The organism is Ekhidna sp. ABH4_415 (assembly GCF_056161305.1).
This window is the reverse complement of record NZ_JBSWYW010000006.1, coordinates 318724-332474: the sequence shown is the minus strand read 5'-3', so window position 1 is coordinate 332474 and position 13751 is coordinate 318724. Positions and strand designations below refer to the sequence as shown.

Here is a 13751-nt window from a genome sequence, read left to right as displayed (position 1 = left end):
TTACTGATAAATCACCACCAAAAACACAATGGCTTCAGTATTTGTTTTCTTTTACTTCTAACTTTCTCAGTGCGAGAAAAATAGACTACATTTGCGCTCCATTTTTAAAACTTTTGATGGACGAGTTCCATAAACAAAAAGAATTATGCCAGTAAAAATTAGACTAGCGCGTCGAGGACGCAAGAAGCAAGCCATGTACGATGTAGTAGTGGCGGACAGTAGAGCACCACGAGATGGTCGCTTTATTGAAAAGATTGGTACCTACAATCCAAACACTGACCCTGCATCCATTAAGTTGGATAATGATAAGGCGTTTGATTGGGTAATGAAAGGAGCACAGCCTACAGATACTGTTAGAGCAATGCTTTCATACCGAGGTATCATGATGAAAAAACACCTACAAGTGGGTGTGAACAAGGGAGCTATTACTCAGGAAGAAGCTGATAAAAAGCTGGAGGCCTGGATGAAAGACAAAGAATCTAAAATCCAAGGCAAAGTAGAAAAGCTTGCTAAGGCTAAGGCAGATAAGAAGAAGGCTGCACTTGAAGCTGAGAAGAAAGTAAGTGATGCAAGAGCTGAAGAGCTGAAGAAGCGAGCACACGAAGCAGAAGCTGCATTGGTTGAAGAGATCAAGGAAGGTGGAGCCGAAGGTGATGAAGATGTAGCTGAAGATGCTGCAGAAGTAGAAGAAGCACAAGCCGCTGAAGCTCCAAAAGAAGAAGCAAAGGCAGAAGCCAAAGAAGAAGCTCCTGCTGAGGCGAAGAAGGAAGAGCCAAAAGCTGAAGCTAAGGAAGAAGCTCCTGAAGAGGAGAAAAAAGAAGACGACAAAAAAGAGGGTTAATCTGCTATGCGGCAGGATGATTGCTACCAACTTGGGGAAGTAATCAAGACCCACGGTCTTATCGGTGAAGTCTCTATTCTTCTAGATGTAGACTTCCCAAATGAATATCAAAATTTGGAATCAGTATTTCTGGAACAATCCGGAAAACTGGTTCCTTTTTTTATTAATACCATCCAGATCAACGGAAAGAAAGCGCTCGTGCAGTTTGAAGACATTCAATCTTTGGACGATGCAAAAGAACTGGTCAAATCAAAACTTTTTCTCCCTCTCTCATCCCTGCCAAAATTAGATGAGGGCCAATACTACTTTCATGAGTTGGTGGGTTGTGAAGTATTTGAAGATGACAAGCTAATTGGTACAGCTATAAATGTGATTGACCTAAATGGGAACCAACTACTTTCCGTAGACGCAAACGGAAAAGAAATTCTGATCCCACTAAAAGATGAAATTCTACTTTCTGCTGATATCAAAAAGCAGAGGCTTACGGTAAAGCTTCCTGATGGTTTATTGGACATGTACCTGGAGGGAGATTCTAACGCTCCTGAAAATTAAAACACTTAAAGCTCAGCGCTCTCTGTGATTAACTTTGTGTTCATTATAGTTAAACTTAGCGCCCTTTGTGGTTAATAGTATGCGAATAGACATCATCACTTGTTTACCAACTCTTTTCGAAGGCCCACTTACCCAAAGCATCGTGAAGCGATCTATGGACAAAGGATTAGTTGAGCTGGAGATTCATAATCTCAGGGATTACGCCACCGATAAGCATCAGCATGTGGATGACTATGCGTTTGGAGGGGGTGCAGGAATGGTGCTTATGATTGAGCCCATCGACAAGTGCATTTCTCAACTCAAGGAAAAAAGAAATTACGATGAGGTGATCTATCTCACCCCGGATGGTGAAACCTACAACCAATCAATCGCCAACCAGCTTTCGCTAAAGGAAAATTTTATTTTTCTGTGTGGACATTATAAAGGAGTAGATCAAAGAGTTAGAGATTATCTGGTAACAAAAGAAATTAGTATTGGTGATTACGTACTTTCAGGTGGGGAGCTTGCCGCTATGGTTTTAGCAGACTCCCTTATTAGATTGGTACCCGGAGTATTGAATGACGAAACCTCTGCTTTGTCTGATTCATTTCAGGATAACTTATTAGCTCCTCCTGTTTATACAAGACCTGCTGAGTATAAAGGGTGGAAAGTCCCGGAAGTATTGAAATCCGGCCATGAAGCTAAAATAGAAGCCTGGAGGAATGAGCAGGCGTTAAAAAGAACAGAAGAAAGAAGGCCAGACTTACTTCATTAAGCCGTTTATTGGGATTTAAAAATACCCCTAAAGAGGTATTTTATTGGTGCGTCTTTTTGTATCTTTTTATGGAAAAATCACTAAAGCCATGAAGACACTTTACAATTCACTCAAAATCTTGAGCCTACTGCTTGGATTTTCAACTTTACTTTTCATCACCAGTTGCGGTGGTGGAGATGATGATGGTGATGCCGCTCCAGATGATGCAAATGCATATCTCAACGAAAACATCACCTTGCCTCCAGGGAGTTTTACTGTTTCTGAAGATCAAGTAACTGAAACAAATGATGTTACTGTCCAAAGCAGTGGATCTGGTACAATGCAAGTCGTTGGTGGACAAACTGTCAATGTCAGTATTCCATTTACCGCACAAAATAGTAATGTAACTCATGCTGGCATGCGGTTTGGAGACAGTGGGGACATCATTATGATCCCGATTCCCGCTGCAAATGGTAACAGCAGTGGAACACTTGATTTTAGTTTCGGAATTCCTGCCGATATCTGCGAAAACCTTAACGACATCTGTCATGATATTCGGTGTTACGAATTTGCTGTTACCTCAGATGGCAGTGGAGGTCAATTTCAAGTGTCCAGGGCCAATATTAATCAGCTCGCTTCGGCTTGCGGTGGTTGTGATGAGCCACAATGCGTGGCACTTTTAGGCCCAGACTGTGGCGCAGCAGGAGGAGACGGAAACCCGAGATTCAATCTAACTTGGAGCCCAGTGGGGGTTGATTTAGATCTTTATGTCACTGATCCTTCTGGCGAAACAATATCTTACACCAATACCACCAGTTCGTCTGGAGGCGAATTAGATGTAGATTGCACATCCAGCTGTACAGATGAAAATATCACCTGGCCGAATGGAGGACCTTCTGGCACTTATCAATATTATGTGGATCACTTTGACGATGATGGAACAACAGCATCATGGACGGTGCGTGTATTTGACGGTGGAAGGGTAGTAGCCAGCCAAAGTGGCACATTATCCAACGGACAATCTAGTACTTATACGTATAGCAGATAAGATACCTTCAAGATCACATAAAAAGCCCTCTTCGGAGGGCTTTTTTATTTTCTAAATACCCCTGCATGGGTATTTCAAATGGCCTTATTCTGTCAGATCTTTATCTAAGCTGAGGTGAATCATCAACTGGATTCAATATTTTTAAGTAAACCAATTAACTAACCTAAACTTTTAGAAAAATGAAAAACTTAATATTCATTGTACTGGGAATCATTATTGGGTTTATAATGGCCTATTTCTATTTCAATAGCAGTAGCCAGATAGGCCAAGATGAACGTAATGATTTTGCATCATTTATAAGTGGGCCTCAGGTTGGCGCAAATCGTGGAGCTCCAATATCTGCCTCAGAAGCAAATAAAAGATTGACAAGAGTAAAGGAATGGAAGGAAAAGCTATGGAATAGAAAGAATGTTTTTATTTCTTCCGGATATTCATTTGGGTTGGATCCTCTCAAAGAGCTGATAAACAAGATTGATCAATTAAATATAGACGACCGCCACCAACCGGGAGATTCTATATCTGGTATTAGAGTTCATCTGGCTCTAATTGATACGGTAAATGCAGAAGGGAAAAGGATTAAATACACTGATGTGTTCCTGGCTCCTGTGCAGCAAAGTGGAAGAAACTATGTCTATATAGAGGAAAAATTCCGGCCAGGGATTGTTGATGGAGGCTTAATCCTAAATCAATCAAATCCTTGTCCTGAATATTGTGATGATCCGGGTAAAAACAATGAATAGCGATCACATTGATAATATTCTAAGGGTATCATCCAACTACTCCGTTTGGCTCCCTTTTCTTGCCGGCGCTTACGCTATAGGGAAAGGGAGCCTTTCTCAAAATACAATTTCAGTATTTATTTTAACTATTCTGAGTTTTATTTCGGATGTTATATCAATTTTTCTCGCAAAAACCTTTGGCAACAACATGCCATGGTTTCATGGGTATCAAATTTTGGAAGGAGGTTTATTAGCCTTTTATTTCACTAATCTCTTTGAGAGAAAAATAATGTGGGTTGTGACCAGCCTTCTTTTCTTCACTTTTTTGCTTATTAACTCACTCTTTTTGGGATCATTCTTTGAGTTTAATACCAGAGGAACTTCCGTTTCGGCTGTATTTTTCATTGCCCTTTGTTTATTCTTTTACTATAAAATATACTCCGATGAAGAAAGCCTCTTCATTGAAAGGAATGAGCATTTCTGGATTGTGACAGGATTTTTGATTTATTACTCAGGTTCCTTCTTTACCTTTTTAAGCTATGAAACCTTTAAAACCTGGATGTTACATAACATGGCAAATACCATTAAAAATATTTTCCTGTTTATTGGATTTGTTATCTGCATTAAACGATGAATGAGATCAAAGACAATAATGAGTTGATTTTGATTGTTGGAACCTCGGGTATGCTTTTGCTGGCTTTTGCCATCGTTCTGTTTATCTATCTCTACCAAAGAAAGCTGATAAAGAAAAATCTGGAAAACCAGCAAATTCATAACCTCCTTGCTGACCAAGAAATGAAAGCTACGAATGCGCTACTCGAAGGTCAGGACAAAGAAAGGAAACGTATTGCGGCAGAACTGCATGACAACCTTGGTAGCATTCTGGTAACCCTCAATATGTATGCAGATGCGCTCCAAACAAAACAGCCCAAAGAAATGCCCGAAATAGCAAATAAAATAGCAGAGGTTGCCCAATTAGCTAATGAAGAATCAAGGAAAATTTCTCACAGCCTCGATTCAGGAATGCTTAAGCATTTTGGATTAGAGGCAGCAATCAACCAACTGACAGAAGCAGTCGCATCTGCAAGGGATATAACATTCAATCTTTCACTCCAGACAGACAGAATATCATCTGATGCAGCTTTAGAGATATATCGTATTATTCAGGAACTGGTTAACAATACACTCAAACATGCGCATTGTAATAGAGTCAATTTGGAATTAACACAAGTAGGCAAAGCTTTATCCTTGATCTATGAAGACAATGGTGTGGGTTTCAATCGATCTGAAATTAAATCTGGCATGGGACTAAAAAACATAGAAAATCGTGTGCAAAAGTTAGACGGTGAACTCACCATCGATTCTTCAAAAGGGAAAGGCAGCACATTTATCATTGAAATTCAGGATTTATGAAAACCACAGATATATTGATAGCCGACGATCATCAAATCGTCATCGATGGTCTTAAACTTGTGCTTAGTTCCAGGGAAGATTTTAATGTCATTGGTCAGGCGTCAAACGGTCTTGAGGTCTTAGAATTTCTATCCCAAAAAAAAGCAGATGTAGTGGTGCTCGACATCAATATGCCGGAAATGGATGGAATCAAATGTGCCAAAAAAATCAAATCCATATATCCCGACATTAAAATCATCATTTTAACCATGTATGCCCAAAAATCTTTCGTTGAAGAGATTGTAAAAATTGGGATAGATGGATGTTTGTTAAAAAACAATACGGGCAAAGAACTTTCAGATGCAATCGCCAGGGTAACCAATGGTAAGTCCTATTACGATCAAATTCAAAACTTTTCAAAAGAGGAGGTCAAACAAAACTATACGCTCACAGATCGTGAATTGGAAATTATCAGAAAGCTGGGTGATGGTATGACAAGCTCACAAATCGCTAGTGAACTTTACATCTCAGAACATACAGTAAAAACGCATCGCAAAAACATTTTAAGGAAGTTAGATTTGCATAGTAGTTCAGAGCTCATTCAATACGCGCTAAACAATGGAATTATTTAGTGCAATCTCTTTTTTTCCAATACTTATTTCTATATTTGCACTCCTTTTTCAAAACACTCAGCAAAGAGTACAGAAATGAGCACAGAATTATTGAAAGTAGTAGAGGAAGAATACAAAGACATCAGATCTAAGTTTCCTTCATTTGGACCAGGTGACACGATCAACGTTCACTATAAAATTAAAGAGGGTAACAAGGAGCGTGTGCAGCAGTTCCAGGGCACTGTGATGCAGGTTAGAAACCAAAATTCTAACGGTGAGACCTTCACCGTAAGAAAAGTTTCTGGTGATATCGCTGTAGAAAGAATCTTCCCAATCCTTACTCCTAACCTCGAGAAGATCGAAGTGCTTAGAAAAGGAAAAGTAAGAAGAGCAAAACTTTACTACTTGAGAGGAAGAAAAGGAAAAGCCGCTCGAATCAAAGAGAAGCTTTCCTCTAAATAAAAAATTTCAATCCTGACAATCATGTCAGGATTTTTTTTGCTCATTATCCTGTTAAATTAGCTTCTCATGAAGCTCCACTTCTCTAAATACCAGGGCACAGGCAATGACTTTATCCTCATCGATGATCGAGAGGAAACATTTCCAGTTAATTCAGGCCTTGTTGAAAAACTCTGCGGCCGAAGATTCGGCATTGGTGCAGATGGACTAATCCTCATTCAAAACCATCCCGACTTAAACTACCGAATGGTTTATTTCAACCCTGATGGATCTCAAAGCCTTTGTGGAAACGGATCCCGCTGCGGATTTGCGTTTGCTCAAAGTTTAGGGATGGTAGACAAATCAGCCACTTTCGAAACAACCGATGGTGTCCATGAAATCAAAGAGCAAGATAACCTCATCCACTTTCAGCTTTTTGATGTAGATGAGATCAAGAAATTAAACGATCTGGAATGGTATATCAATACCGGGTCTCCACATCACATTGTCATAAGCAATAATGTCGAAAATGAGGATATTGTCACCAAGGGACGACACATTCGTAATCAACAAGCTTATTCCAGCCAAAATGGCACAAATGTCAACTTCGCACAGCTTTTGCATGATGAAGTGCGCATTAGAACATATGAAAGAGGTGTCGAAGATGAAACACTGAGCTGTGGAACAGGTGCTACTGCAGTTGGCATCATGGCTGGGTATCTGGGATTTGAGAGTCCCGTACAGGTTCAAACACAGGGAGGAGCGCTTAGTGTTTCGTTCCAACAAGAAGGTGATAAATTCACCGACATTTGGCTGGCAGGACCGGCTAAAAAAGTGTTTGAAGGAAGTGTGACAATCTGACCACTCTTACATTAAATGAATGTCAAAAAATACAAAAACTGATTATTAAGAATAGTAAATGGATTTTTTGACAGAATTCCATGTGTGCATTTGAAAAATGGCAAAATACACATGAAACCATTATAACTTTAAGGCCTTTTACAAAAGGCTAATTTGGAAACAAACGATCCGTAAAGGGTCTACAAATAATAATTTTCAATGCTAAACTCGATTACGAAGGGATTCGCCAAAATTTTTGGTACGAAAACAGAGAAGGATTTAAAAGAACTTAATCCTTACGTTGGACTCATTAACACTGAATTTGAGAAGCTAAGAAACATCACAGATGATGAGTTACGTGGCAAAACCACCGAACTAAAATCTATCATAAAGGAACGGTTAAGGGATATAGATGATCAAATTGAAGGCTTGCACAAGCAAGTAGATGAGGATAAGTCCCTGGATGTTCATCAAAAAGAAGAAATTTTCGCACAAATAGACAAGCTGGAAAGTGACCGTGACGAGGAACTGGAAAAAGTGCTTATCGAAATCCTTCCTTTGGGCTTTGCTGTGGTGAAAGAAACCGCTCGGAGATTTGCTGAGAATGAGAAAATTGTCGTTACAGCTACTCAACACGACAAAGAAATAGCTGCCAAAAAAGACAATGTAGAAATCAGCGGTGAAACAGCCACCTGGAAAAACAAGTGGAAAGCTGCCGGAACAGAAGTTGTTTGGAACATGGTTCACTACGATGTGCAGCTTATAGGAGGAGTAGTACTGCATCAAGGTAAAATCGCTGAGATGCAGACAGGTGAGGGTAAAACGCTGGTTGCTACGCTCCCAGCCTATCTCAACGCATTGGCAGAAAGAGGCGTGCATATTGTAACGGTGAATGACTACCTGGCCAGACGAGATGCTGAGTGGAATGCACCACTTTTCGAATTTCACGGATTGACCATCGATTGCATCGATAACCATCAGCCTAACTCACCGGAGCGAAGAAAGGCGTATATGGCAGATATCACCTATGGAACAAATAATGAATTTGGCTTTGATTATTTGCGAGACAACATGTCCAGAAGCCCAGAGGAGCTGGTGCAAAAAAAGCATCACTATGCCATGGTGGATGAGGTCGATTCCGTACTCATTGATGATGCTCGAACGCCTTTGATTATTTCAGGCCCCATCCCGAAAGGTGATGAGCATGAGTTTTACGATTTGAAACCTCGTATTCAGCGGCTTGTAGATGCACAACGAAAGCTCGTGGGTGACTACCTGAACGAAGCAAAAAAACTGATTAAAGAAGGTAAAGAGGGCGAAGCAGGGCTTCCGCTATTCAGGGCGTTTAGAGGCCTTCCTAAGAATAAGCCGCTCATTAAGTTTATGAGTGAGACCGGCATCAAACAAATCCTCCAAAAGACAGAAAACATTTATCTGGCAGACAATCAAAAACGCATGCCGGAGGCTGATGAACCGCTCTATTTTACAATCGATGAAAAAATCAACAGTATCGACCTGACCGAGAAGGGTATTGATCTGATCACTGGCGAAGGGGAAGATGCAACCTTTTTTATCCTTCCTGATATTGGCGATGAGATTGCTAAGCTTGAAAAAGATGAGGAGCTTTCTGAGAATGAAAAGCTCCAGAAAAAGGAAGAAATCATTCGTGACTACAATATAAAAGGTCAGCGAATTCACTCCGTCAACCAATTGCTAAAAGCATACTGTATGTATGAAAAAGATACGGAGTATGTGGTGATGGATGACAAGGTGAAAATTGTAGATGAGCAAACCGGTCGTATCATGGAGGGTCGTCGTTACTCCGACGGATTGCACCAGGCAATTGAAGCGAAGGAGAATGTGAAGGTGGAAGATGCCACTCAAACATACGCGACAGTGACCCTTCAGAACTACTTCCGAATGTATCACAAGCTGGCCGGTATGACAGGAACGGCAGAGACGGAAGCCGGAGAGTTTTGGGACATCTACAAAATGGATGTGGTAGTCATCCCAACAAACAAGCCAATTGCACGGAAGGACGAAGATGACAAGGTCTATAAGACCATGCGCGAGAAGTTCAATGCAGTAGCTGAAGAGGTAGTTGAATTAACCAAGGCAGGGCGACCAGTGTTGGTGGGTACCACATCTGTTGAAATATCTGAGCTTTTGAGCAGAATGCTCAAGATGCGAAACATCAACCACCAGGTGTTGAACGCAAAACAGCACGCCAAAGAGGCAGACGTGGTAGCCGAAGCAGGTAAACCAGGAACAGTAACAATTGCCACCAACATGGCGGGTCGTGGTACCGATATCAAGCTGACACCTGAAGTGAAAGAGGCCGGTGGCCTAGCCATTATCGGTACGGAAAGACATGAATCCAGACGAGTAGATAGACAGCTTAGGGGTCGTTCAGGTCGTCAGGGAGACCCGGGATCATCTCAGTTCTACGTTTCTCTCGAAGATAACCTCATGCGTCTTTTCATGTCAGATAGAGTTGCGAAAATCATGGACAGACTGGGCCTTCAGGAGGGTGAAGTGATTCAGCATTCAATGATTACGAAATCCATTGAGCGTGCGCAGAGAAAAGTAGAAGAAAACAACTTTGCGATTCGTAAGAACCTCCTTGAGTATGACGATGTGATGAACAGTCAGCGGGAGGTCATTTACAAGCGACGAAGAAATGCACTTTACGGAGAGCGTCTCGAGCTGGATATTCTCAATATGCTGCTTGAAACATGTGAGGACATTATATTCAATGCGAAAGGCACCAACGATCTGGATAGCCTGAAGCTGAACGCGATTTCTATTCTTGGATTGGATTTCAACATTACTCAGGAGGAACTTGAGAAGGGGGACGAAAATACATTGGTGAACATGCTGTATGATGAGGCGCTTAAGAGCTATCAGCAGAAAAACCAGATCATAAAGGATAAAGCACTTCCAATTTTGAAACAGCTGGAACTTACAAGAGGTGCTACCCTGGAAAATGTATTGGTACCATTTACCGATGGTAAAAAACAAATCGGAACATCTGTCAACCTGAAGAAAGCGGTTGAAACAGAAGGCCAGGAAGTGATTCTTGAGATGGAAAAAATGATCGCACTGGCGACCATCGATTTGCTTTGGAAAGAACACCTGAGAGAGATGGATGATCTTCGTCAGAGTGTGCGAAATGCGCAGTATGAGCAAAAAGATCCACTTTTGATCTATAAATTCGAAGGGTTTGAAATGTTCAAGCGTTTCATTGGAAGGGTAAATGAGGAAACAGTCTCATTCCTGATGAAAGCAGAGATTCCGGTAGAACAGGCTGATGATGTGCAGGCCGCACAAAAGCAAAAGACTGCCCGAAACTACAAAGAACAAAAAGAGGAAAGCCGATCTGCGCTGGCCGGACCACAGGGTGGAAACCGACCACCGGTTCAGCAGCAAACTCAGCCGGCTCAATCTCAAAAAATTGCAAGTAGAAATCAGCGTGTAAACGTGCAGTACGCTGATGGGTCAGTGAAGAAAGATGTAAAATACAAAACCGTAGAAGACGACATCAAAAACAATAAATGCGTACTTATCGACTGATTATATTATGCTTTTTAGTGGCTTGTAAAGCGACTACTCCAACTTCAACGAGTGTCTATTCCGAGGATTTGAGTATCCATCGGCCGGTGATGATGGAATTAGAATCGGATAGTGTTGAAACGACTCAGGAGGTCATAACTGAACCGTATATGCCGCTAACCGGACACATCAAAGCTGAGTTGGATAGTATCGCCAAGGTGGCCTATGAGCAGAATAAAGACGGACAATACGTAGATGGTTATGTTATTCAAGTCTACTCCGGAAATAGTCGTCAGGATGCCAACGATGCGCGCTACAAGATGAACGAGTATTTTCCTGAATTAAGTCCAAAAGTGTCTTATCATCAACCAAATTTCAGAGTGAAGGCGGGGAAATTCACTAATCGATTGAGAGCCCATCGGGTATATGCAGATGTAAAGGAAGAGTTTCCTCGCGCATTACTCATCCCGGAAAGATTTTTTCTAAGATATGAGTGACCTCATTCATCAAATAAAATCACTGTCTGCATCTTATTTTGAGGAAATTCTTGAAATAAGGCATTACATTCACGCCAATCCTGAGCTGTCTTTTCAGGAGCATAATACTGCAAATTTTATCGAGGAGAAGCTGAAATCATTCGGCATTCAAAATATACAGCGAATCGCAGAAACTGGCGTTACCTTCTGCCTGGAAGGAAAAGAAAAAGGGAAAACCATTGCGCTAAGGGCCGATATAGATGCCCTCCCAATCCTGGAGGCAAATGATGTTCCGTACAAATCAAAAAATGAGGGAGTGATGCATGCCTGTGGGCATGACGTTCATACCTCGAGCTTGCTGGGAGTTGCTAAAATCCTTTCAGAACTCACCGATCAATTTAAAGGAACCATCAAGTTCATTTTTCAGCCTGCAGAGGAAAAATCTCCCGGAGGAGCATCTATACTGATCAAAGAAGGCATACTGAAAAACCCTGCTCCTTCTACTATTTTGGGCCAACACGTGATGCCTTTGATCCCTGAAGGTAAAGTTGGTTTTCGGCATGGAAAATACATGGCCAGCGCCGATGAAGTTTATCTAACAGTGAAAGGTAAAGGTGGGCATGCGGCTATGCCGGAAAACTTCGTAGATCCGATTGCCATTGCCAGCCAGATCATTGTTTCCTTGCAACAGATTGTCAGTAGGATGGCCAATCCTAAAACGCCTTCTGTGCTTTCATTCGGAAAAATAGCTGGAGGTAATGTGAACAACGTCATCCCTGATGAAGTAAAAATTGATGGGACTTTCCGAACGTTTGATGAAAAATGGAGAAAGGAGGCACTCCAAAAAATTAGAGACATTTCAACCGCTATTGCCTCATCTATGGGCGGGTCGTGTGAGGTGGATATTGCATCAGGATATCCGTTTCTAGTAAATGACGAAGCATACACACAGCGAAACATAGAAGCAGCTAAGGCATACATGGGTGAAGAAAATGTCGTAGAGCTGGATCTTTGGATGGCAGCTGAAGATTTTGCTTTCTACTCCCATGAAGTGCCCGGATGTTTCTATCGCCTGGGTACTCGAAATGAGGAAAAAGGCATCATTTCTGGTGTTCATACACCTACATTCAACATTGATGAAAATGCACTAAAAACCGGGATGGGCTTAATGGCATTCCTGGCTGTTTATGAGTTAAACAGCTAGTTTAAAGTGCTACCTCTGTCTGAAATCTAAAAATCAGGTATTCTTTTTCCTGGCCAGGAAATGTCTGATAGCTAAAATCTGTTTGGAATTTTAGGTCATGTCCTGAAATGTATCGTGACAATCCTATCGTATACTCTCTTTGATCCGAGAATACCGTTTGCGTATTATCAGCATCGATATCTGTAAACCTACTCGCTATTTCCCAGTTGGATGGAAACAAGTAGCCTGCCTGAAAGACAAACCCTGTGCCCGTTCCATACCTTTCTTCATTATTCCCAGCAGTTCGCTTTACGTATTCAGACATGGCCGAAAACCCATTATACTTAAACATCATATCGGCAATGAATGATTTAAGGTCTGTGGGAAGGTAGCTATCATCCGTTTCGGAGACAGTCACAAAGCCACCAAGATTTCCTCTGGAACGAACAGCATTCGTGTTTAGGTCTCCTGAAATACCAATAGATAGCTTTGGGGTTGGTTCCCGTTTAATATCAGAGCCAAAATAATCACCCTTTCCTGTAAAGCTACCCATTGGCAAAAACTCCAATCGACCTGTCACCTGATACCCCTCTACTGGATTTCTAGCAATTACATTCCTTCCCTGACCCATTGATATTGCAAAAATCTGCCTGAATTTATCATTGGCACTTTTGTGTCTAAGCTGAACCCCAACATCCCGATCCAGGTTAAAACGGGAATTCACCAAGCTCCGATCGACGAACTGAAGATTTTGGGAAGAGATAACACGCTCACGGTTACCAGGTAGCTTTGTCTGCCCATACCATACATGCCAATTCTTGGCAAAATTCCACTTCACTACAGCGTCCAGGACAATGTTTGCAGTATTGCCAGACTCATCATTGTGCCCACTTCGTTGATCCCTGTTTGAAACGGCCAACTCAAGCTTGAACACGATACGTGGATCAATCGCCCAACCATCAAATTTTAGCCGTGTTCTTCGCACCATAAGTGCATCTTCATAAACATTGCTTTCCAGGTCGTATCTACCATCATATAAAGTTTGAAATCGAAACCCGAATTTTAAGTAGAAAGAAGAGTCTTGTGCAGCAAACTGCAAGCGCTTACCCCATTTACTGGAAGTTGCATCCTGTGCAATCGCTGTTGTTCCTATCAAAAACACCAGAAAAACCCAATATTTAGAAAAATTCATAATTTTTTAATGATTCTTTCAATTCAGCCGCAATGTTAGGGCTTTATTATTATCTAATTATTTCCCCTATGTTAAATAGTTAACATTAGCTTAACACTGCAAAAGGGGCAATCGCATCCAAAAATGCAACGATGAACTTCTCTCAATCAACACCCAGAGTAAACAATTTCTTAA

The 13751-nt window shown here is 41.3% G+C and carries 14 protein-coding genes; 13 read left to right on the top strand and 1 reads right to left on the bottom strand.

The features are described from left to right. Positions 1-145: 145 nt before the first annotated feature. The 13 genes from ACXAH9_RS12750 to ACXAH9_RS12690 all read left to right on the top strand — a co-directional run bounded on the left by ACXAH9_RS12750 (position 146) and on the right by ACXAH9_RS12690 (position 12406). Positions 146-841: a 30S ribosomal protein S16 gene (locus tag ACXAH9_RS12750; RefSeq protein WP_474895241.1), complete on the top strand. Its 696-nt coding sequence runs from the start codon at positions 146-148 to the stop codon at positions 839-841. Between the two features lie 6 nt (positions 842-847). Next, positions 848-1393, top strand: a complete 546-nt coding sequence (rimM, locus tag ACXAH9_RS12745) for a ribosome maturation factor RimM (protein WP_474895240.1) — start codon at positions 848-850, stop codon at positions 1391-1393. A gap of 79 nt (positions 1394-1472) precedes the next feature. Further along, positions 1473-2147 (top strand): tRNA (guanosine(37)-N1)-methyltransferase TrmD, encoded by a 675-nt coding sequence (trmD, locus tag ACXAH9_RS12740; protein WP_474895239.1) that lies wholly within the window; start codon positions 1473-1475, stop codon positions 2145-2147. A gap of 88 nt (positions 2148-2235) precedes the next feature. Further along, positions 2236-3174, top strand: a complete 939-nt coding sequence (locus ACXAH9_RS12735) for a YfaP family protein (RefSeq protein WP_474895238.1) — start codon at positions 2236-2238, stop codon at positions 3172-3174. 179 nt (positions 3175-3353) lie between these two features. Further along, positions 3354-3914 (top strand): hypothetical protein, encoded by a 561-nt coding sequence (locus tag ACXAH9_RS12730; protein ID WP_474895237.1) that lies wholly within the window; start codon positions 3354-3356, stop codon positions 3912-3914. Next, positions 3907-4527 carry a hypothetical protein gene (locus ACXAH9_RS12725; protein ID WP_474895236.1) on the top strand — a complete coding sequence of 207 codons (621 nt, stop codon included), beginning with the start codon at positions 3907-3909 and terminating at the stop codon, positions 4525-4527. Before ACXAH9_RS12730 ends, ACXAH9_RS12725 begins: the two co-directional genes overlap by 8 nt. Then, positions 4524-5306: a sensor histidine kinase gene (locus tag ACXAH9_RS12720; RefSeq protein ID WP_474895235.1), complete on the top strand. Its 783-nt coding sequence runs from the start codon at positions 4524-4526 to the stop codon at positions 5304-5306. Before ACXAH9_RS12725 ends, ACXAH9_RS12720 begins: the two co-directional genes overlap by 4 nt. Next, positions 5303-5917 carry a response regulator gene (locus tag ACXAH9_RS12715; RefSeq protein ID WP_474895234.1) on the top strand — a complete coding sequence of 205 codons (615 nt, stop codon included), beginning with the start codon at positions 5303-5305 and terminating at the stop codon, positions 5915-5917. Before ACXAH9_RS12720 ends, ACXAH9_RS12715 begins: the two co-directional genes overlap by 4 nt. A gap of 75 nt (positions 5918-5992) precedes the next feature. After that, positions 5993-6358 carry a 50S ribosomal protein L19 gene (gene rplS, locus ACXAH9_RS12710; protein ID WP_349563707.1) on the top strand — a complete coding sequence of 122 codons (366 nt, stop codon included), beginning with the start codon at positions 5993-5995 and terminating at the stop codon, positions 6356-6358. 66 nt (positions 6359-6424) lie between these two features. Beyond that, positions 6425-7195 (top strand): diaminopimelate epimerase, encoded by a 771-nt coding sequence (gene dapF, locus ACXAH9_RS12705; protein WP_474895233.1) that lies wholly within the window; start codon positions 6425-6427, stop codon positions 7193-7195. Between the two features lie 198 nt (positions 7196-7393). Continuing rightward, on the top strand, positions 7394-10747 hold the full coding sequence (gene secA, locus ACXAH9_RS12700; protein WP_474895232.1) for a preprotein translocase subunit SecA: 3354 nt from the start codon (positions 7394-7396) through the stop codon (positions 10745-10747). After that, positions 10729-11223 carry an SPOR domain-containing protein gene (locus ACXAH9_RS12695; RefSeq protein ID WP_474895231.1) on the top strand — a complete coding sequence of 165 codons (495 nt, stop codon included), beginning with the start codon at positions 10729-10731 and terminating at the stop codon, positions 11221-11223. The genes secA and ACXAH9_RS12695 overlap by 19 nt, the downstream gene beginning before the upstream one ends. Next, positions 11216-12406: a M20 metallopeptidase family protein gene (locus ACXAH9_RS12690; protein ID WP_474895230.1), complete on the top strand. Its 1191-nt coding sequence runs from the start codon at positions 11216-11218 to the stop codon at positions 12404-12406. Before ACXAH9_RS12695 ends, ACXAH9_RS12690 begins: the two co-directional genes overlap by 8 nt. A 1-nt stretch (position 12407) precedes the next feature. Here the strand turns inward: ACXAH9_RS12690 and ACXAH9_RS12685 are convergent, their stop codons facing one another. Continuing rightward, the gene (locus ACXAH9_RS12685; RefSeq protein ID WP_350206614.1) at positions 12408-13577 is read right to left on the bottom strand and encodes a porin; all 1170 of its coding nucleotides are present in this window, start codon (positions 13575-13577) and stop codon (positions 12408-12410) included. Positions 13578-13751: the final 174 nt, after the last annotated feature.